The organism is Streptomyces sp. A2-16 (assembly GCF_018128905.1).
Taxonomy (GTDB): Bacteria; Actinomycetota; Actinomycetes; order Streptomycetales; family Streptomycetaceae; genus Streptomyces.
Map to the genome: position 1 here is coordinate 2,068,417 of NZ_CP063808.1, position 20,491 is coordinate 2,088,907.

At 69.4% G+C, this 20,491-nt stretch carries 18 protein-coding genes; 14 read left to right on the forward strand and 4 right to left on the reverse strand.

The features are described from left to right. Positions 1 to 32 precede the first annotated feature (32 nt). A complete protein-coding gene (locus tag IOD14_RS09510; RefSeq protein WP_123991959.1) occupies positions 33 to 1,760 on the reverse strand; it encodes a nucleic acid/nucleotide deaminase domain-containing protein in 1,728 nt (575 codons plus the stop codon). Between the two features lie 204 nt (positions 1,761 to 1,964). On the opposite strand from IOD14_RS09510, the gene IOD14_RS09515 reads away from it, so the two are divergent. The 7 genes from IOD14_RS09515 to IOD14_RS09545 all read left to right on the forward strand — a co-directional run bounded on the left by IOD14_RS09515 (position 1,965) and on the right by IOD14_RS09545 (position 7,138). Next, positions 1,965 to 2,681, forward strand: coding sequence for a DinB family protein (locus tag IOD14_RS09515; protein WP_123991960.1), 717 nt, complete (start codon positions 1,965 to 1,967; stop codon positions 2,679 to 2,681). Between the two features lie 123 nt (positions 2,682 to 2,804). Further along, entirely contained in the window at positions 2,805 to 3,575 is a 771-nt protein-coding gene (locus tag IOD14_RS09520) for a hypothetical protein (protein ID WP_249125881.1), read from the forward strand. Between the two features lie 110 nt (positions 3,576 to 3,685). After that, positions 3,686 to 3,973 (forward strand): type VII secretion target, encoded by a 288-nt coding sequence (locus IOD14_RS09525; RefSeq protein WP_007385088.1) that lies wholly within the window; start codon positions 3,686 to 3,688, stop codon positions 3,971 to 3,973. A gap of 107 nt (positions 3,974 to 4,080) precedes the next feature. Next, positions 4,081 to 5,301, forward strand: a complete 1,221-nt coding sequence (locus IOD14_RS09530; protein ID WP_123991961.1) for a putative T7SS-secreted protein — start codon at positions 4,081 to 4,083, stop codon at positions 5,299 to 5,301. 3 nt (positions 5,302 to 5,304) lie between these two features. Continuing rightward, positions 5,305 to 6,063, forward strand: coding sequence for a hypothetical protein (locus IOD14_RS09535; protein WP_212670044.1), 759 nt, complete (start codon positions 5,305 to 5,307; stop codon positions 6,061 to 6,063). After that, complete coding sequence (locus tag IOD14_RS09540; protein WP_212670045.1) at positions 6,060 to 6,557, forward strand: hypothetical protein; 498 nt, start codon at positions 6,060 to 6,062, stop codon at positions 6,555 to 6,557. Before IOD14_RS09535 ends, IOD14_RS09540 begins: the two co-directional genes overlap by 4 nt. Beyond that, entirely contained in the window at positions 6,554 to 7,138 is a 585-nt protein-coding gene (locus IOD14_RS09545; protein ID WP_249125882.1) for a hypothetical protein, read from the forward strand. The genes IOD14_RS09540 and IOD14_RS09545 overlap by 4 nt, the downstream gene beginning before the upstream one ends. Before the next feature lie 78 nt (positions 7,139 to 7,216). On the opposite strand, the gene eccCa is transcribed toward IOD14_RS09545, so the two are convergent. Next, positions 7,217 to 11,155, reverse strand: coding sequence for a type VII secretion protein EccCa (gene eccCa / locus IOD14_RS09550; protein ID WP_123991964.1), 3,939 nt, complete (start codon positions 11,153 to 11,155; stop codon positions 7,217 to 7,219). Positions 11,156 to 11,415: 260 nt separating this feature from the next. Between eccCa and eccD the strand changes: the two genes are divergently transcribed. From eccD to IOD14_RS09580, 6 genes are all read left to right on the forward strand, one after another. Next, entirely contained in the window at positions 11,416 to 12,879 is a 1,464-nt protein-coding gene (gene eccD / locus IOD14_RS09555) for a type VII secretion integral membrane protein EccD (protein ID WP_249125883.1), read from the forward strand. A 258-nt stretch (positions 12,880 to 13,137) separates the two neighbouring features. Beyond that, positions 13,138 to 13,425 carry a 30S ribosomal protein S15 gene (gene rpsO, locus IOD14_RS09560; RefSeq protein WP_005479656.1) on the forward strand — a complete coding sequence of 96 codons (288 nt, stop codon included), beginning with the start codon at positions 13,138 to 13,140 and terminating at the stop codon, positions 13,423 to 13,425. Between the two features lie 313 nt (positions 13,426 to 13,738). After that, entirely contained in the window at positions 13,739 to 15,961 is a 2,223-nt protein-coding gene (locus IOD14_RS09565) for a polyribonucleotide nucleotidyltransferase (protein ID WP_123991965.1), read from the forward strand. Continuing rightward, complete coding sequence (locus IOD14_RS09570; RefSeq protein WP_123991966.1) at positions 15,958 to 17,337, forward strand: pitrilysin family protein; 1,380 nt, start codon at positions 15,958 to 15,960, stop codon at positions 17,335 to 17,337. Before IOD14_RS09565 ends, IOD14_RS09570 begins: the two co-directional genes overlap by 4 nt. Before the next feature lie 25 nt (positions 17,338 to 17,362). After that, a complete protein-coding gene (gene dapB / locus IOD14_RS09575; RefSeq protein ID WP_123991967.1) occupies positions 17,363 to 18,115 on the forward strand; it encodes a 4-hydroxy-tetrahydrodipicolinate reductase in 753 nt (250 codons plus the stop codon). Continuing rightward, entirely contained in the window at positions 18,115 to 18,570 is a 456-nt protein-coding gene (locus IOD14_RS09580) for a tetratricopeptide repeat protein (RefSeq protein WP_123991968.1), read from the forward strand. The genes dapB and IOD14_RS09580 overlap by 1 nt, the downstream gene beginning before the upstream one ends. Before the next feature lie 69 nt (positions 18,571 to 18,639). Here the strand turns inward: IOD14_RS09580 and IOD14_RS09585 are convergent, their stop codons facing one another. Then, positions 18,640 to 19,197, reverse strand: coding sequence for a phage holin family protein (locus IOD14_RS09585; protein ID WP_212670046.1), 558 nt, complete (start codon positions 19,195 to 19,197; stop codon positions 18,640 to 18,642). Between the two features lie 90 nt (positions 19,198 to 19,287). Beyond that, positions 19,288 to 19,527, reverse strand: a complete 240-nt coding sequence (locus IOD14_RS09590) for a hypothetical protein (RefSeq protein ID WP_123992909.1) — start codon at positions 19,525 to 19,527, stop codon at positions 19,288 to 19,290. 154 nt (positions 19,528 to 19,681) lie between these two features. On the opposite strand from IOD14_RS09590, the gene thyX reads away from it, so the two are divergent. Further along, a complete protein-coding gene (gene thyX, locus IOD14_RS09595) occupies positions 19,682 to 20,416 on the forward strand; it encodes an FAD-dependent thymidylate synthase (RefSeq protein ID WP_212670047.1) in 735 nt (244 codons plus the stop codon). Positions 20,417 to 20,491: the final 75 nt, after the last annotated feature.

A 20,491-nucleotide genomic window follows, 5' to 3' on the forward strand; every position in this document is an offset into this window, starting at 1 on the left:
GAATGATCGGAGTGCCCGATGCTAGCATGTGCCTATTTATGCCGGTTCGCCTTGAGGCGGTCCAGGTAATCCATCATTTCCGCGTTGCCCTGGGCTCTGGATTCCTTGGTGTTCCCGTAATCGATGCTGTGGGTGACGTCGACGTGCGAGAGTCTCTCCTTCATCCATGCGCTGCAGTTCGGCGCGGACGAACAGGGAGCCCTTTCCGTGTACAGCTCGGTCATACGGCCGCCGGCATTGTCCCGGAGGACCGGGAACCCGATCATGCGCTCGGAGTGACGGAATCCAGAACTACGCGCGACCATGACGAAGTTGCCGTCGTCCTGCTTGGCGCTGTTGAACCGGGCGGCGGCGTAGTTGTTGCTCTCGAACTTGTCCTGCCCGTTGACCTGTTTGTGGTTGCCGTAGCTCTTGTCCGAGTGCCGGGCCAGCTGGACGGCCTGGGACAGGGGTGTGCTGCCGAGCTCCACTTGTTCCGAGTTGCTGAGGGGACGCGGCCGCTGCTTGCCGTGGAGCTTCAGGTTCGGCTCGCCCGGCAGGGGCCGGCCGGCGTTGTCGCCGTCGAGCGTGAGGCCGATGCGGTCCCGGTCCTCCTGGGTCAGCTTGTGGGTCCCGCCGTCCGCATGCAGCCTCTTGAGCGTGCCATCGTCGCCCATGAGGTACATCGGCGTCTTGCCGTCGTTGCCCTTCTGGAGCTGCTTCAAGGACAGGGCGGTCTCGTCGTCGTTGTCCCGGTGCCGCTTGGCCATCTGCTTCAGGCCGCCGGTCATGCTCTCGTCGAGGTGGTCGGCGGAGCGCTTGACGCCCCGCCCGATGCCCTCCATGACCTCGTCCACCATGGGGTCGAGGAGGTTGGTGAGGGGGTCCTTGCCCCGTGCGCGGCCGTGGGAGGACTTCGCGCGGGACAGCTTGGTGCCGGCCCCGTCCCGGATCTTGCCGCCCGCGCCCTTGAGGCCGTTGCTGGCGCGGTCGTAGGAGTCGGGGTCCATGCTGAACTGACCGCCGCCGCCTCCGCCGCCCGAGCTGCTCGACCCACCGTCGGCACCGGCCAGTTGCATCGACCCGCCCGTGCCCCCGCCCGCGCTGGCGAGCTGCATCCCGCCCGACTTGAGGGTGTCGACGCCCTCGCCCAGACCCTTCTCACCGGCCTTCGCGGTCTGGCCGAGGTCGACGCCGTTCTGCGTGCCGAGGGCGTTGCCGCCGATCTGCACGACCAGGTCGCCCGCCATCGCGCCGAGGGCCTGGAAGACCGGGCCCATCGCGACCTCCATGATCCGCCCGGCGATCTCCTCGCACACCTCCTCGAAGATGCGCTTCACCGCGATCCGGGTGACCTGCGTACCGGCGACCCCGCCCAGAGTGGACAGGCCGAAGGTGAGCGGGGCGGCGGCCAGGGCGGCCGCGATCTCCGCAGCCAGGATGCCGAGTTGGGCGATCGCCGCGATCTTCGCACCCTCGATCAGCACGGCGACCGCGTCCAGCGCCGTCGCCGCCACCCGGCCCGCCTCGGCGAGGTTGGTCAGGTGCTTGCCCTTGACGAGGTCCCAGTGCTTCTCGAGCGCCTGGATCGCGAGGCCTTCGTTGCCGCCGACCAGATCGGTGATCGCCTGGTGCGCATCCGCGGCGCCGTCCTCGATGTCGTCGGCGAACTCCCGCATGGCCTGGGCCATGTCGCGGTAGTCGTCCTCGTCGACGTTGGGCCAGCTGATGCCTATCAGGTCCAGGGCCGCATCCAGCTCACTCGGCAGGACTACACCCACAAGGACCCCCGTTCGAAAGTTTCTCGGGGCAACGTAACTTTGATCGAATCCTGGAAACAAGTTGATCCGACGTCACATGACTTGATCTGAAGCTCAGTTGGCGCAGACCTTTCCGAACGGAACCAAGGGGCACGTAAATCCGTCGCGCCCTCTCGGGTGGGCGGTTAGCCTCCGAATGGACGGGACCGTGAGGGGAGCCGGGGCATGGAGACGGGACGCGTACGGACCGACCGACTGGGCGTACTGCTCGACCAGTTCGACTGCGCCAGGGAGCGGGCGCAGATACGGCTCGAAGGGCTCGGCGACGACGAGTACCTCTGGGAGCCGGCCCCCGGCAGCTGGTCGATCCGGCGCCGCAGCGAGGCGGTGACGCCCCGGGCGTACGGTCCCGGCGAGTGGGTGATCGACAAGGGCGCCCCGGACATCCCCTCCGGCGAGTACGCCGAGGTCGCCCGGCAGGCCGCCGACGGCATGAGCGTCGCCAAGATCGCCGAGGACTGGAGCGTGAGCGTCGAACGCGTCGAGGAGGTCCTCGCCCACACCGGCCCGGTGCAGCCCGACATCTCGCCGGTCACGACCATCGCGTGGCGACTCGGACACCTCCACTCCTGCTTCGCCGGCGAGTGGGAGTGGACCTTCGGCGAACGCCGCACGGATCCCCACCAGTTGGTCGACTTCACCCCCTCCGCGGCGCTGGCCCAGGAGCGGTTCTGGTCCCTGCTCGACCGCTGGCGCGAGGCGGTCGGCAAGGTCACCGAGGAACAGCTCGACACGATCGGCTTCTCCCAGTACCCGTACGGCTCCGCGCCCGACGAGCCGTACATCTCCGTGCTCTGGGGCTCCAACCTCGAACTCATCCACCACATGGCGGAGATCGCACTGCTGCGTGACCTGTGGCAGGCGCGCCGCGCCGTGGGCTGATCCGGTACGGCCGCAAGCCCTCGGGGGCATGGCGTGGAGGTTTGGTGGACAAGTCGTCCACGGTCCCGTCGACGCCGACCCACCCCGCGACATCGCCGACCCACTTTTGAGAGTCTGTCGACCGTGATCCTCAACCGGACCGACAGTTGGGCGGCCATGAACCACCGCAGCCAGGAATGGGCCCCGCCGGCTCGGCAACCGGGGCCGTACAACCCGGCGCCCGCTCCTGCGGAGACTGTGATCCACGTCCCCGACAAGGGACTGCGCAGGTACGACAGGGCCGCACCCGGGGAGCCGACCGTCACCGTCCAGCAGGTCGGCCCCGGCACGAACGGCGAACCGCCGACGTACGTCCACGTGTCCCAAAACGCCCCCAAGGGCAGCCGCCAGGCGCGGCCGCCGTTCACCGTGACCGGCCCGAAGGGCGAACCGCTCAGCTCGGTGCGGTCCGTCGGCGACGGCGTCTACGAGGTCTACGGCGGTGACGGCGCCCTCCTCGGCCGCATCACCCGGCGAAGCGGCCGGACCCTGCCGTGGCCGCGCCGCGTGCGGTGGAGCGTGCAGCCCGCGCAGGGCGGCGCACCTCTGGCCGGCGAGGTCGGCACCCGCAAGGCGTGGGCGGTGTTCGTGCTGATCTCTCCTCTGTACTTCGTGTGCTGGGCGGTCATGGCCGCGCAGGGGTCGCTCTGGCTGCTGCTCGGCGAGAAGGGCGAGGCGAAGAAGGAAGCCGCCTGGGAGATGGAGCCGCCGACGTGGACGCGGTGGCGGTCGGCCGATGAGCCCGAGGCGGCCAGCGAGTACCGGACAGGCCGCAGGTACCGTCTCGCCGCACCCCGGCTGGACCACCGGCCGGCCTGTGCCCAGGCCGTCCTGCACGTATGGGACCGGGCATAGCATGCGCATGCCACAAATTGGCGGCAGCGAACATCGCGATGCAGGCCGGAAGTTGCTGCTCCGATAGTCTGACCGCCGGTCACTGATCACGCTACGGGGAGGCAACGGGGATGGCTGACTTCCAGATCGATGTCGATCGCATGAAGACCCTGATCAACAGGCTGGACCAGGTGGACGACCGCATGCGCGGCGCTCAGCAGCGGCTGAACAAGGTCGGCCCGAAGGGCCTTGGTACCGACGGTCTCGACAACGCCTGTGACGACTTCCAGGACGCCTGGGGCGACGGCATCAAGCGGATCGCCGACGCCTCCAAGACCCTGCACGAGGGTCTGCAGAAGACGGTCGAGATGTACCAGACGACCGACCAGGAACTGCAGAAGGGCTTCAGCCAGAAGTAGCCGCAAGGCAGCCCGCACCACGCTGAGACACCTCGCACCACCGCTGAGACACCTCGCACAAGCACACGGCACAAGCACACGCACGAGCACACAACGGGGAGAAGACGATGGGGATGTTCGACGATCCCAACTGGCCCGGACTGACGTTCAACCCGGCCAAGGGCGACCTGCACACGATCGAGTCGCTGGCGTACGACGTGAAGACGGTCGGCGACGAGCTCGACGAGATGCGCGAGATGCTCGTGAGCATCGGCAAGACCGACGGTGTGTGGGACGGCGAGGCCGCCAAGAAGTTCCAGGAGAAGGTCGGCGAGCTGCCCAAGTACCTTCAGCAGGGCCACGAGTCGATGGCGGCCTGTTCCAGGGCGCTGCGCGGCTGGCACGACGAACTGGAGACCCTGCAGCGGCAGGCCAGGAACCTGGAGGGCCGCGCGGTCGAGGCCCGCAAGCGGCTCGATCAGAAGAACGCCGACGTCGACCGGGTCAACGTCAAGATCGAGGGCGCCCAGTTCCAGCAGCTCACCGAGCAGCAGGCCAAGGCCCTCTCCGAGGAGGCCGATTCCGCCTCGCGGGCGGCCCAGGACGCCGCGACCGACCTCAAGCTCCTCATCCAGGACGCCGAGGCGCTGCGCAAGTACTGGGAGGAACAGTCCGCGAAGGCCGAGAACGCCATTCGCGAGGCCGCGAACAACCGGCCGCCGGACATCAGCATCTGGGAGTCGATCGGCGACGGCCTGAAGGCCGCCTGGGACGGCTTCACGGACTTCCTCGCCGACCACGCGGACCTGTTCTCCAAGATCGGATCCGTGCTGTCCATCCTCTCCCTGGCGACCATGGCCATCCCGCCCGTGGGCGCGATCCTCGGCGGACTCGCCATCGGCGCCAGCGCCCTCGCGCTCGCCGGCTACGGGGTCAAGACGGCCCGGGGCGAGAAGGTCGGCGTGATGGACTGGGTCGGCGCCGGACTCGGTGTGCTGCCGGGCATCGGAGCGGTCAAGGGCATGACGGCCGCCGGAAAGGCCGCCAAGGCGGCGGCGACCGGCAACCGGCTCAAGGGCGTCTTCGCCAGCGCCGACACCATGGCGACGTCGACCAACATCGCCCGCGGCATGGCCGACGGCGTCATGTACAAGGGTCTGGCCTGGGCCGGCAAGAGGGCGGGCCTCAGCGACGCGGCGCTGGATGTCGGCAGCTGGACCATGCGGGGCACGGCGATGGGGGTCAAGGGCGTGGCCCTGGGGTACGGCCTCGTGTCGGACGCGCTGAGCACCAAGTCGGCCCCCGCACCGTCCAGCAACGCGTTCATGTCGGCGGCGGGAGCGGCGTAACCGATGAACACCATGTCTCCCACCGACGGCTCGGCCGTCACCACTGAGCGCCTGACCTTCCGCGTACCGCCCGCCTTCTTCGAACTCCCGGTCTACGAGAGCGAGGAGCAGGTCGGACAGGCGCTGATGGAGCTGGCCCAGGACATCTACCCGCAGGGCACCCCCGAGCTCTGGTTCCAGTACGCGGCGACCCAACTGCCGGTGGTCGCCCAGATGATGGACGCCGGAGTCAGTTACGCCGGGTTCTGTCTCCTCGACCTCGACGGGCGGCACAGCACGGCGACCGTGACGGCCGCTCTGCTGGAGTCCGTGCCGGACGGCCAGAAGATGACCGCGTCGAGCGTGGCCGCGGAGCTCGCGGGTCTCGGCGGGGACCAGGCCCAGGTCGAGACGGTGTGGCTCACGGCGGGCGAGGCGGTGGTCCGCTTCACGGCGGACGTCACGACCCTCCCGGCGGAACTCACCGACTCCGGCCGTGCCGAGGACGTGGAGGTCGGGAAGATCGCCGTCTTCCTGCCGCTGCGCAAGGAGGCGGAGATGGTGCTGTTCGAACTCAGCACTCCGTGCATGCAGGACTGGGACCTGTACTCCGACCTCTTCTTCAACATCGTGAACACCATTGAACTGAACGACACCGGAACCCCGGCCGAGCCACCGGTCCCCCCGCAGCCGGAGGACCTTCCCGCCGGCGGTCCGGCGGACGCCTCGACCGGCGCCCATGTCCCCGTCCAGGCCCAGTCCGTGCGAGACGTGTTCGGATGAGCGGCGGCGACGGCACCGTCCCGGCGGAGGCCCTCGACCTGTTGCAGGTCAGGGCCGCGCAGCTGGCGACGGTGCCGGGCCTGCCCGAGGTGGCGCGCACGATCGGTGCCGACAGGGGCATCGACTACCTGGCCGACCCGCAGGTCGCGGCGATGCTCCAGCGGCACCGCCGGCTGCTGGGCGGAATGAACTCCCGCGGGGCCTGGGGCGGCCTGCTGTTCGTGCCCGGTGCGGTCGGGACCTGGTTCCTGCTCGACACCGCCGGCCCGGACTCCGGCACCGCGGTGAACCTGATCCTCGGCACCCCGGTGGCGCTCCTGCTCGCGCTCAGCCTGTATCTGCTGGCCCGGGCCTTCTGGTTCCGCCACGTCTGGCTGCGCGACGGAACTCGCGATCAGGTCAACGGGTACCTTCAGGTCCTGTCGGCGGCGGGGCTCCCGCACCACGGACTGCCTGCCTGGCTGAAGCCGGTCACCGGAGAGAGATGGCGATGACGACTGTATTTGGCGTGCACGCACAGGCCGCCCAGGGCACCACGGCCCCGGGCCTCCAGAGTGTCATCAAGGTGCGGGGCGCGAACCCCGTCCACGTCGCACGAGGTTCCTCGGACGACGGCACACCGGAGAGCCTCGCCACCGACTTCGTCCTCTACGAGGACCAGGCGGGCCACAAACCCCTGTGCACCGTGACCCGACGGGGCCCCGGCGACACCCTGACCGTGACGGCGCCCGACGGCTCCGTGCTCGCCCTGCTCCACCCACCGGCCGGCGGCCGCCGCTACGAGCTGGAACTCCCGGACGGCACCCGACTCGTCGGCCGGGTCGGCACGCTCCCCGCGTGGGCCGTCTACGTCGTCCTCTCGCCCCTGACGCTGCTCTACAACGCGGTGAGCCTCATCGGCGGCTACGGCATCGACTGGCACCTGCCCTCGCGCACGGTCTGGCGCTCCGGCGGCGGCTTCGGTCCCGCCCCCCTGAAGTTCTACGGCATCACCGACAAGTACAAGCTCCGCTCCGACCAGCTGGACCCCCGCGTGGCCTATGCCCAGGCCGTCCTCCACTTCTGGACCACCTGAGCGGACAACACCACGACACGGATACGGCGATGGCGGCACCCGGAAAGGGTGCCGCCATCGCCGTATGCCCGTGGGGTCTCAGCTCTCCGGCAGATACCCCGTCTGCACCAGCTGACCGCTCGTCCGGCGCGAGATGAACTGGCCCCGGCCCTGCGGCTGCGGAGTGGCCTTGATGTTGTTGAACACCGGGCCCTCCGACGGGTCGCCGGACAGCACGATGCCCTGCGCGCCCAGTTCCTTGATCCGGGTGAGGACCGGCTCGAAGGACGAGCGCGAGGCGCCCGACGTGGTGCGGGCCAGGATGATGCGCAGGCCCAGGTCACGCGCGAACGGCAGGTACTCCATGAGCACCGACATCGGGTTGCCCATCGACGTGGCGACGAGGTCGTAGTCGTCGATGAAGATGAACGCGTCGGGCTCGTTGTACCAGGACCGGTTGCGCAGCTGGTCCGGCGTCACGTCCGGGCCCGGCATACGGCGGCTCATCGAGCCGGCCAGCGACTCCATGACCTCCTGGAGCTGCGGACCCGAGGCGCAGTACTTGTACATGTGGCTCTCGGGCACCTGGCCCAGCAGCGCGCGCCGGAAGTCCGAGACCACGAACAGCGCCTTGTTGGGCTGGTAGCGCTCGGAGACCTGCTTGGCGATGAACCGCAGCAGCGAGGACTTGCCGGACTCGCTCTCGCCGTAGATGACGAACAGCGGGTCGGTCTCGAAGTCCACGAACACCGGCGACAGGGTGAGCTCGTCGACGCCGATCGCGACACCGCGGCTGCCGAAGTCGCCGCCGCCGGGCAGCTCGGACGCGTGCAGCATCGTCGGCAGCATCCGCACCTTCGGGGCCGTCGGGCCCTGCCACGCGCTGTTGACGCTCTGCACGAGGTTCGCCATGCCGTCGGCGAGGTCCTCCACCTGCGTCGACCCGTCGATCCGGGGCGTCGCCGCGAGGTAGTCCAGCTTGTCCGGGGACAGACCGCGGCCGGGCTTGCCCATCGGCACGTTCTCGGCGCGCTTGCGGTCGAACTCCGACTCCATCGCGTCACCGAGCCGCAGTTCGAGGCGGCTGAGGATCTGGTCGCGCAGCGCGGGCCGCATCTCGGTGTACCGGGTCGCGGTGATGATCAGGTGGACACCGAAACCGAGACCGCGGGTCGCGATGTCCGCGATGACCGGGTCGAGCATCTCGTAGTCGTTCTTGAACGTCGCCCAGCCGTCGATGATCAGGAAGACGTCGCCCCACTGCTGGTCGGGGTAGTGCCCCTGCGCCCGGCGGGACCGGAAGGTGCCCATGGAGTCGATGCTCTTGGAGCGGAAGAACTCCTCACGGGCGTTGAGGATGCCGTGCACCTCGGCGACCGTACGGCGGACCTTCTCCTGGTCCAGACGGGAGGCCGCACCGCCCATGTGGGCCAGGTTCTCCAGCGCGAGCATGCCGCCGCCGCCGAAGTCGAGGGCGTAGAACTGCACTTCGGCCGGCGTGTGGGTGAGCGCGAACGAGGTGATCATCGTGCGCACCAGCGTCGACTTGCCGGACTGCGGGCCACCCACGATCAGCGCGTGACCGGCGGAACCCGACAGGTCCGCGTACATCACGTCACGGCGCTGCTCGAAGGGCTTGTCGACCAGGCCCACCGGCACGATCAGCTTGCTCTGCGCGTGGTAGCCCTCGGCGTGCAGACCGCGCTCCGGGCTGATGTTGAGCGCCGGCAGCACCTGGTCGAGGCTGAACGGCTCGTCCAGCGGCGGCAACCACACCTGGTGGGCGGGCGGACCCTGACCGTCCAGACGGCTGACGATGACGTCGAGGACGGTGTCCGCGAGCGCGTCGTCGACCTGGTGGCCGCGCGTCTCCGGCTCCGGCTCGGCGAGGATGCGCACCGGCACCGGCGCCGCGGTGAACAGCACGGGGGAGCGGTCGATCCGGCCCCCGCCCTGCGCGATCGGGCCGTTCGCCCGGTAGGTGCCCGACACGTACGCGGCCTTGAACTGCACCATCGTCTCGGTGTCGTACTTGAGGATGCCCGCGCCGGGGACGTTCGGCAGGTGGTAGGCGTCGGGCACACCGATCGCCGTACGGGACTCGGCCGCGGAGAACGTACGCAGACCGATGCGGTACGACAGGAAGGTGTCCAGGCCGCGCAGCTTGCCCTCCTCGAGGCGCTGCGAGGCGAGCAGCATGTGCACACCCAGCGAACGGCCGATACGGCCGATCTGGATGAACATCTCGATGAAGTCCGGCTTGGCGGCGAGCAGTTCGCTGAACTCGTCGATGATCAGGACGAGCGAGGGCAGCGGGTCGAGCGCGGCACCGGCGGCGCGGGCCTTCTCGTAGTCGGTGATGTTGGCGTAGTTGCCCGCCGTGCGCAGGAGTTCCTGGCGGCGGGTCAGCTCACCGGTGATGGAGTCGCGCATCCGGTCCACGAGGGTGAGCTCGTCGGCCAGGTTGGTGATGACCGCGGAGACGTGCGGCATGGAACCCATGCCGGTGAAGGTCGCACCACCCTTGAAGTCCGCGAGGACGAAGTTGAGCGTCTCGGAGGAGTGGGTGACCGCGAGGCCGAGGACCAGGGTGCGCAGCAGCTCCGACTTACCGGAACCGGTGGCGCCGACGCACAGACCGTGCGGGCCCATGCCCTCCTGCGAGGCCTCCTTGAGGTCCAGCATGACCGGCTCGCCGCTCTCGCCGAGACCGATCGGCACCCGCAGCCGCTCGTGCAGCGTGCGCGGCCGCCAGGTGCGCGAGACGTCCACGCCCGCCGCGTCACCGATCTGCATCAGGTCGGTGAAGTCCAGGTTCGCCAGCAGCGGCTCGTCCGCGTCGGCCGCGCCGAGACGCAGCGGCGCCAGCTGACGGGCCAGCGACTCGGCCTGCGCCTGCGCCAGCACGTCGGGCACCCCGGTGAAGACACCCGTGCCCGCCTCCAGCTCCATCGCGTCCGGCCACACCCGCACCGACAGCGAGCCGCGTGCCTCGTCGAGTTCACCGGGCACCACCTCGAGGATGGTCACGCCCTGCAGACCCTCCGCCGAGGCGAGCACCGAGTCCGCGGGCACCGCGCCGCCGTCGAGGACGACGACCACGTGCGGCTGGTCCAGCACCGGCGAGCCGTCCCGGCTCCAGCGCGGGCGGCCCTCCAGCTGGTGGGCGATCATCTCCTCGAGTTCGCCGAGGTCGTAGCAGAGCAGACGGCGGCTGCCGGCGCCGTCGGACTCCTTGTGCTGCATGTGCGGCAGCCACTTGGTCCACTCCCAGTCCACCGCCGCGCCCGGCGAGGCCACGACCGCGATCACCACGTCCTCGGGGGAGTGCAGCGCGGCCAACTGGCCGACCACGGACCGGGTCTGGCCGTAGACCGTCTCCGCGTCGCCGGAGATCGTCACGTGGTAGAAGGAGCGCAGCCCGATCGCCAGCGGGAGATCACCGAGCGTGCCGTAGCTCGCGATGAACTGCTGCATCGAGTGGGCGGTCAGCGGCTCCAGTTCGTCGACCGGCGCGGTGTCGGGCGCCACCAGCGGCGTCGCCAGCTGCTGCGGGCCCAGACCGATCCGCACCTGGACGAAGTCCTGGTCCGTCGAACGCCGCTCCCACAGCCGGGAACCCTCGGCGATCAGCGCCCACAGCTGCTCCGGCGCCGGGTGCAGGTAGTACTGCGCGTCCCGCTGCTTGTGCACCGTGCGGCGCACCTCGCGGCGCTTCTGCGCCAGGTACTTGAGGTAGTCGCGCCGGGCCTCGGCCATCTGGCCCGACGGCCCCTTCCTGGCCCGCACGATCTGCGCGACCAGCATCGCGACCGTGGAGACCATCATGAGCCCGCCCATGATCTTCATGAAGCCCTGGGCGCCCGGCATGAAGAAGAACGCCGCCGACGAACCCATGCCCAGCATGGGCAGCAGGTTCATCAGCAGACTGTCGTCCTCGGTACGAGGGAGTTCGGGAGGGGACTCGAGCTTGACCTCCTCACTCGGCACCTCCGGCGGGTAAACCCGCGGCGGGCGCTTGACGATGACAACGCTCACCGATCCACCAGTCCTTCACGCGATAGCAATGTCGAACCGCCCCCGTCGTGACGGCCCCCGTACGTTCATCGACTCATGGGGCTCAGCCCACTCATGAGTCGGGCGTTGATCCTACTGTTCTGCGGGGCCGTTGAGCCGGGAGGGGATGGGGAGATGCCGCAAGGGGACGGTAGGGTGACGCTCCAAACGAAGCGCGGAGCGGGTTTCGCCCTGGCAAACCGCGACGAATCACCGAGTACTGGACTAGGGGGAACCGTCAGGTGAGTACGGTTTCAGCAACCGGATTCTGCCGGGTCACGGTGGCGGCACCGAACAGCCGGATCGATGTGGCACTTCCCGAGGACGTGCCGCTCTCTGACGTATACCCGGAGATCCTGCGGCTGTCGGGGCAGACGCCCGAAGAGGCCGCGCCCACCGGGTACAACCTCGTGCGCAGGGACGGTTCCGTCCTCGACGACGGCCGCTCGCTCGCCGAACAGCAGATACGCGATGGCGAATTGCTGCTCCTGCGGCCGTTCGCGGACTCGCTGCCGCCCGCCGTCTTCGACGACGTCGTGGACGCCGTGGCCGCGGTCGTCGAGGCCGACCGGCGCAGCTGGAACGACGGCATGATGCGGGTCGTCGGCCTGACCGCCGGCGCACTGCTGCTGACCATGATGGCGCTGGCACTGTGGTTCTCGGAGCCGCTCCGCCACAACATGCACGGCCTGCCCGGCGTCATCGCGGGCGTCACCGGCGTCGTCCTCGTCGCGCTCGCCTCCGTACGGGCCCGGGTCTACGAGGACCACCACGCGGCCGTGGCCCTCGGCATCGCCTCGCTGCCGCACCTGATGGTCGGCGGCTCCGGCATCATGGGCCTCGACGCGGGCGAGGGCCCCGGACGGCTGAACCTCCTCGTCGGATTCGCCGCCGTCCTCGTCGCCGCGGTGCTGCTCGTCCTGATGCTCCCGCAGAAGGACGCGCCCTTCATCGCCGCCGCGTTCGGCGCCGGCATCGGCGTCCTCGCCACCTTCGCCGCGATCGTCTCCGAGGCCGAGCCGCGCGAGACCGCAGCCGTCACCGCCGTGGTCATGGTCGCCGTCATCGGCTTCCTGCCCGGCTGGTCCGCCCGCTTCTCCCGGCTGCCCATCGGCTTCCGCTCGCCCGACCAGATCGCCAAGCGCGGCCGCGCCGAGGACCAGCAGGAGCAGGAGCCGGTCGACTACCAGCTCATCACCGACCAGGCCCGCCGCGGCCACGAACTGCTGCTCGGCCTCGTCGGCGGCTGCGCGGTCACCGGTGTCGCCTCCGCGGGCGTGGTGCTCGGCTTCTCCAGCAGCGGCTGGGCGCAGCTGCTGTCCCTTGCGGCCGGCCTCGCCATGCTGATGCGGGCCCGTCTCTTCCTGTACACGTCCCAGGTCGTGACCCTGATGATCTCGGGCATCGTCACCGTCAGCCTGCTGGTCCTCGGCCTCGCCCTGAACCCGCCGGCCGACATCATGGAAGAGCTCGTCTACAACCACAACCACGCCCCGCTGGACATCCGCACCGTCTGGCTCTCCGCCGCGGTCGCGTTCGGCGCGATGCTCCTGGTGGCCGTCGCCCTGATCGTCCCGCGCAAGGGCGTGACCCCCTTCTGGGGCCGCATGCTCGACCTGAGCGAGGGCGCGGTGCTCCTCTCCCTCGTCCCGCTGTGCCTCGCGGTCCTCGACCTGTACGCGGCCGCCCGCGGCATGACCAGCTGACGCACGTCCCGATCAGCCGACGGCGGCTGTCACCCACCCGGGTGGCAGCCGCCGTGCCATGTGTACGACGCCGGCGTGGGCCGGGGCACTGCCGCAGGGCTGATACCCTGGCTGACGGCCGTTTGTGTACGCACCCCCGGAGCTCACCGCTCTGGAGGCCGCGCCCAGCGGATCCCCGCCTCCCGAGTAACGGAAGCTCCCCTGAGAAGTGGACCAGGGGCACTCGGTGGCTACCCAAAGAGACTACGAGGAGTACGCGTGTCGCTCGACGCCGCCACGAAGAAGCAGATCATCACCGAGTTCGGTACCAAGGAGGGCGACACCGGCTCCCCCGAGGTCCAGGTCGCGATGCTCTCGCGCCGTATCTCGGACCTGACCGAGCACCTCAAGACCCACAAGCACGACCACCACTCCCGTCGTGGCCTGCTGATCCTGGTCGGTCAGCGCCGTCGCCTTCTCCAGTACCTGGCGAAGAAGGACATCCAGCGCTTCCGTGCGCTGGTCGACCGCCTCGGCATCCGCCGCGGTGCGGCGGGCGCCAAGTAGGACGCCGTGAAGGGAGCGGTTCCCGAAACGATCGGGGGCCGCTCCCTTTGCCATATGTGCTCACCGTGCGTGCGGAAACGTGCGCGGTGTCACACCCACTTTGTAGTGTGGTAGCACAACGCAGTACCACGAGGAGAAACGCACCTCGCCGCCGCCGGTCCTCGGTAGTGGCCCCCGGGCCTTGCGAACCCGGGTGCTTCGATCGAAGACCGGCCCGCACCAGATGGAGCGCTTCTCCGCGCACGTCCCCCCGCCACACGGGCGGCCAGGGACAAAAGACGAATCGCAGACGAAAGTAACGGAGAACACGCTAGTGGAGAACGAGACCCACTACGCCGAGGCCGTCATCGACAACGGCACCTTCGGCACCCGCACCATCCGCTTCGAGACGGGCCGCCTGGCCAAGCAGGCCGCCGGCTCCGCCGTGGCGTACCTGGACGACGACACCATGGTGCTGTCGGCCACCACCGCCTCCAAGAACCCCAAGGACCAGCTCGACTTCTTCCCCCTGACGGTGGACGTCGAGGAGCGGATGTACGCCGCCGGCAAGATCCCCGGCAGCTTCTTCCGCCGTGAGGGCCGTCCCTCCGAGGACGCCATCCTCACCTGCCGCCTGATCGACCGCCCGCTGCGCCCCTCCTTCAAGAAGGGCCTGCGCAACGAGATCCAGGTCGTCGCCACCATCATGGCGCTCAACCCCGACCACCTGTACGACGTCGTGGCGATCAACGCCGCCTCCGCGTCCACCCAGCTGGCCGGTCTGCCCTTCTCCGGCCCGATCGGCGGCGTCCGCGTCGCGCTGATCAACGGCCAGTGGGTCGCCTTCCCGACGCACTCCGAGCTCGAGGACGCCGTCTTCGACATGGTCGTCGCGGGCCGCACCCTGGAGGACGGCGACGTCGCGATCATGATGGTCGAGGCCGAGGCCACCGAGAAGACCATCCAGCTCGTCAAGGGCGGCGCCGAGGCCCCGACCGAGGAGGTCGTCGCCGCCGGTCTGGAAGCCGCGAAGCCCTTCATCAAGGTGCTCTGCAAGGCCCAGGCCGACCTCGCGTCGAAGGCCGCCAAGCCCACCGGCGAGTTCCCGATCTTCCTCGACTACCAGGACGACATCCTGGAGGCGCTCTCCGCCGCCGTCCGCCCGGAGCTCGCCTCCGCGCTGACCATCGCCGGCAAGCAGGAGCGCGAGTCCGAGCTGGACCGCGTCAAGGCGCTCGCCGCCGAGAAGCTCCTGCCGGAGTTCGAGGGCCGCGAGAAGGAGATCTCCGCCGCGTACCGCTCCCTGACCAAGCAGCTCGTCCGCGAGCGCGTGATCAAGGAGAAGAAGCGCATCGACGGCCGTGGCGTCACGGACATCCGTACGCTCGCCGCCGAGGTCGAGGCCATCCCGCGCGTGCACGGCTCCGCGGTGTTCGAGCGTGGCGAGACCCAGATCCTGGGCGTCACCACCCTCAACATGCTCCGCATGGAGCAGCAGCTGGATACCCTCTCCCCGGTGACCCGCAAGCGCTACATGCACAACTACAACTTCCCGCCGTACTCCACCGGCGAGACCGGCCGCGTCGGCTCCCCCAAGCGCCGCGAGATCGGCCACGGCGCCCTCGCCGAGCGCGCCCTCGTCCCGGTCCTGCCGACCCGCGAGGAGTTCCCCTACGCGATCCGCCAGGTCTCCGAGGCGCTGAGCTCCAACGGCTCGACGTCCATGGGCTCGGTCTGCGCCTCCACCATGTCGCTGCTGAACGCCGGTGTGCCGCTGAAGGCCCCCGTCGCCGGTATCGCCATGGGCCTGATCTCCCAGGACATCGACGGCGAGACGCACTACGTCACCCTCACCGACATCCTCGGTGCGGAGGACGCCTTCGGCGACATGGACTTCAAGGTCGCCGGCACCAAGGAGTTCGTCACCGCCCTCCAGCTCGACACCAAGCTGGACGGCATCCCCGCCTCCGTCCTGGCCGCCGCCCTCAAGCAGGCCCGTGACGCCCGCCTCCACATCCTCGACGTGATGATGGAAGCGATCGACACGCCGGACGAGATGTCCCCGAACGCCCCGCGGATCATCACCGTGAAGATCCCCGTGGACAAGATCGGCGAGGTCATCGGCCCCAAGGGCAAGATGATCAACCAGATCCAGGAGGACACCGGCGCCGACATCACGATCGAGGACGACGGCACCATCTACATCGGTGCGGTCGACGGCCCCTCCGCCGAGGCGGCCCGCACCACGATCAACTCGATCGCCAACCCGACCATGCCGGAGGTCGGCGAGCGCTACCTGGGCACGGTCGTCAAGACCACCACCTTCGGTGCGTTCGTGTCGCTGCTCCCGGGCAAGGACGGTCTGCTGCACATCTCGCAGATCCGCAAGCTGGCCGGCGGCAAGCGCGTGGAGAACGTCGAGGACGTGCTCGGCGTGGGCGCTAAGGTCCAGGTCGAGATCGCCGAGATCGACTCTCGCGGCAAGCTCTCCCTGATCCCCGTGATCGAGGGCGAGGAAGGCTCCTCCGACGAGAAGAAGGACGACGCCGACCAGTGACGTCCCACAGCTCCAAGGCGACGGCCCGCACCTCTTCGGAGGCGCGGGCCGTCGCCCGTACCCAAACCCTGATCAAGGGCGAGAACGGCATCGGCACCGTCCGCAAGACCACCCTCCCCGGTGGCCTGCGCATCGTCACCGAGACCCTCCCCTCGGTCCGTTCCGCGACCTTCGGAATCTGGGCGCACGTCGGCTCCCGCGACGAGACACCCGCTCTCAACGGCGCCACCCACTACCTGGAGCACCTCCTCTTCAAGGGAACGCAGCGTCGCTCCGCCCTGGACATCTCCTCCGCCATCGACGCGGTCGGCGGCGAGATGAACGCGTTCACGGCGAAGGAGTACACGTGCTACTACGCGCGCGTGCTCGACACCGACCTGCCGCTCGCCATAGACGTCGTCTGCGACATGCTCACGGGCTCCCTGATCCTCGAAGAGGACGTCAACGTCGAGCGCGGCGCGATCCTCGAAGAGATCGCCATGACCGAGGACGACCCGGGCGACTGCGTGCACGACCTGTTCGCGTCCACCATGTTCGGCGACAACCCCCTCGGGCGCCCGGTCCTCGGCACCGTCGACACCGTCAACGCCCTGACGGCCGACCGCATCCGCCGCTTCTACAAGAAGCACTACGACCCCACCCACCTCGTGGTCGCCGCCGCCGGCAATGTCGACCACAACAAGGTCGTACGACAGGTCCGCGCCGCCTTCGAGAAGGCCGGCGCGCTCAAGAACCCCGACGCCACGCCCATCGCCCCGCGCGACGGCAGGCGCGCCCTGCGCACCGCGGGCCGCGTGGAGCTGATCGGCCGCAAGACCGAGCAGGCCCACGTCGTCCTCGGCATGCCGGGACTCGCCCGCACCGACGACCGCCGCTGGGCCCTCGGCGTGCTGAACACGGCCCTGGGCGGCGGCATGTCGTCCCGCCTCTTCCAGGAGGTCAGGGAGAAGCGCGGACTGGCGTACAGCGTCTACTCGTACACCTCCGGGTTCGCCGACTGCGGCCTGTTCGGGGTGTACGCCGGCTGCCGGCCGTCGCAGGTCCACGACGTGCTGAAGATCTGCCGCGACGAACTCGACCAGGTCGCCGAGCACGGCCTCTCGGACGACGAGATCGGCCGCGCCATCGGCCAGCTGAGGGGCTCCACGGTCCTGGGCCTGGAGGACACCGGCGCGCTGATGAACCGCATCGGCAAGAGCGAGCTGTGCTGGGGCGATCAGATGTCCGTCGACGACATGCTGACCCGTATAGCGTCGGTCACCCCGGACGACGTGCGCGCGGTCGCCCGCGAGATCCTGGGACAGCGCCCGTCGCTGTCGGTCATCGGCCCGCTGAAGGACAAGCAGGCGGCCCGACTGCACGAAGCGGTCGCGTAGGTCCTCTCCCGAAGGAAGCAAGAAGATGAGCAAGTTGCGTGTGGCGGTCCTCGGAGCCAAGGGCCGGATCGGCTCCGAGGCGGTCCGGGCCGTCGAGTCCGCCGCCGACATGGAGCTGGTCGCCGCCCTGAGCCGGGGCGACAAGCTGGAGACCCTCGCCGAGACGGGCGCCCAGGTCGCCGTCGAACTGACCACGCCCGCCTCGGTGATGGAGAACCTCGAGTACTGCGTCGGCCACGGCATCCACGCCGTCGTCGGTACGACGGGATGGACCGACGAACGCCTCGCGCAGCTGAACGGCTGGCTGGCCGCCTCCCCCGAGACGGGCGTCCTCATCGCGCCCAACTTCTCCATCGGGGCCGTCCTGAACATGAAGTTCGCGCAGATCGCCGCGCCCTACTTCGAGTCGGTGGAGGTCATCGAGCTCCACCACCCGAAGAAGGTCGACGCTCCTTCGGGGACCGCCACCCGCACCGCCCAGCTCATCGCCGAGGCACGCCGAGCGGCGGGCACCGCACCCGCGCCGGACGCCACGGAGACGGCGCTGGACGGCGCGCGCGGCGCGGACGTCGACGGCATCCCCGTGCACTCCGTCCGCCTGCGCGGTCTGCTGGCCCACCAGGAGGTCCTGCTCGGCGGCGAGGGCGAGACCCTGACCATCCGGCACGACTCCCTCCACCACAGCAGCTTCATGCCGGGCATCCTGCTGGGCGCCCGCCGAGTGGTCACGACCCCGGGCCTGACCTTCGGCCTGGAGAACTTCCTGGACCTGGGCTGATGCGCGCCAAGCTGTCCTACGCCGTCACGGCCGCGGTCCTGGTCTTCTACTTCGTCCTGGTCGGCAGCCGCGGCGTCATGCTGATCCAGTCCGGCACCCTCGTCACCGTCACGTTCGGCGTGGCGGTGCTGATCCTGCCGGTGATCGGCCTGTGGTTCCTGTGGAAGAACACCCAGTTCGTCCGCCGGGCCAACGCCCTCGCCGCCGAACTCGACGCCGAGGGCGGCCTGCCCGTCGACGAGCTCAAGCGCACGCCCGGCGGCCGTATCGACCGCGACTCGGCCGACGAGGTCTTCACCAAGCGCAAGGCCGAGACGGAGGCGGCCCCCGACGACTGGCGCAGCTGGTTCCGCCTCGCGGTCGCCTACCACGACGCCCGCGACACCCCGCGCGCCCGCAAGGCCATGCAGCGCGCGATAGCGCTCCACGACGGCAGGCCCGTCCAGCAGCTCTGAGGTCCGGACATGACGAAGGGGGCCGGTCCTGGTGCGGACCGGCCCCCTTCGTCATGCGTCCTGCCGGGGTCAGCCCCGTGCGTACTCCGCCGCCCAGGCCTCCACCGCGTCCGCGGCCCGGTCGAACGCCTGGCCGCGTGCGAGGAAGTCCGCGTTGTGCGTGGTCAGCAGCGGCGGCATGTCATCCGGCGTCCGGCCCTGCCGTACGACGGTCAGGGCCTGTCCCTGGACGGTGCGCGGCAGACCCAGCCAGCGCACCGGCTGCTGTGCCGTCCGTACGGCGACGACCTGTTCCCAGGACACCGTACGAGTGAAGAGGAAGCCCACCCGACGTACGCCGCGGGCGCTCACCCACACGCCCATGCGCAGCAGTCGCAGCGCACCGAGGATGACGAGCACCGCGATGCCGAGCACCACGGCGGCCTCGGACGGCGAACCGGTCAGCGCGATGATCACCGCGGCGAACAGCACGTACGAGGCGAGCAGAAGGAGGATCGCCGCCACACCCACCCGCCACGGACCGGGCCGGTAGGGGCGCCGCCAGCGGTCACGGTCGTCGAACGGCAGCGCGATGTCGTCGTCCGTCGCCTCGAACGCGCGGTCGGCCGTCAGGAAGGGCAGGGGCACGGCGGGTCCTCACTCGATCCGTACGTGGGCTGTGCCCGGTGAGGCTATCCGCCGGTGTCCCCGCGAGCCACCCGAGGGGGCCCGTCTGAGTCAGTGCCCCTGGGATGCCTGCGACTGCTGGGTCTGCGAAGGCGCCTGATCCTGCGACAGCGCCGGCATCCCGAGCACGAGTGAGCCCACTAGCCCGGCGACGATGGTGAGTCCCGTCAGCCAACGCCCGGCCATCTCACCGACGGAGGCCCGCTCACGGGGCGGAGGAGTGACATTGCTGCGGAACCTGTCGGCTTCGGCGAGAAAGGCGAACGGTACGGGCTCGCGCCGACGCAACAGCATGGGGGTACGTCTCCCTTCGGGGATCGAACAGTCAACTGCTGTCTGTACAGACGAGCGAGTACCGCAAATGGTGCCCAACTATCGCCAAATCCTTCGATGCGGAGCCACGTAGAGTGGGCGCTGACCGCAGATGTGATGGGAAGGACCCTCCGTGAGCCCCGCCGGCGACCCCGAAATCTCCTTGCGCAACGACGTCACCGTCGAGCTGGTGAAGTCCAGCGCCTCGGACTCCGACGTGCTGTTCGCCGCCCGTGTCTCGACCCTGGGCGAGCAGTCCCTCGACGAGCTGCAGAAGGACCCCGAGCGCTCCAAGGGGCTGATCAACTACTTGATGAGGGACCGGCACGGCAGCCCGTTCGAGCACAACTCCATGACCTTCTTCGTCACGGCGCCGATCTTCGTCTTCCGCGAGTTCATGCGGCACCGCGTGGGCTGGTCGTACAACGAGGAGAGCGGTCGCTACCGGGAGCTCGAGCCGGTCTTCTACGTCCCCGGAGCGGACCGGAAGCTCGTGCAGGAAGGGCGCCCCGGCAAGTACGTCTTCGTCGAGGGCTCCCCGGAGCAGCACGAAGCCGTCCGCAGCGTCCTCGACGACTCCTACCGCCAGGCGTACACCGCCTACCAGAAGCTGCTGGCCGAGGGCGTCGCCCGCGAGGTCGCCCGTTCGGTCCTGCCTGTCGGCCTGTTCTCCTCGATGTACGCCACCTGCAACGCCCGCTCGCTGATGCACTTCCTGGGGCTGCGCACCCAGCACGAGCAGGCGAAGGTGCCGTCCTTCCCGCAGCGGGAGATCGAGATGGTCGGCGAGAAGATGGAGGCGGAGTGGGCGAAGCTCATGCCGCTCACCTACGCCGCCTTCAATGCGAACGGCCGTGTGGCGCCGTAACGGACGCCTGTTTACCGCGGGCACAGATGTGCGGGTCCACCGTGCGAAGTGTCCGTATTGCGGCATTTAGAGAAG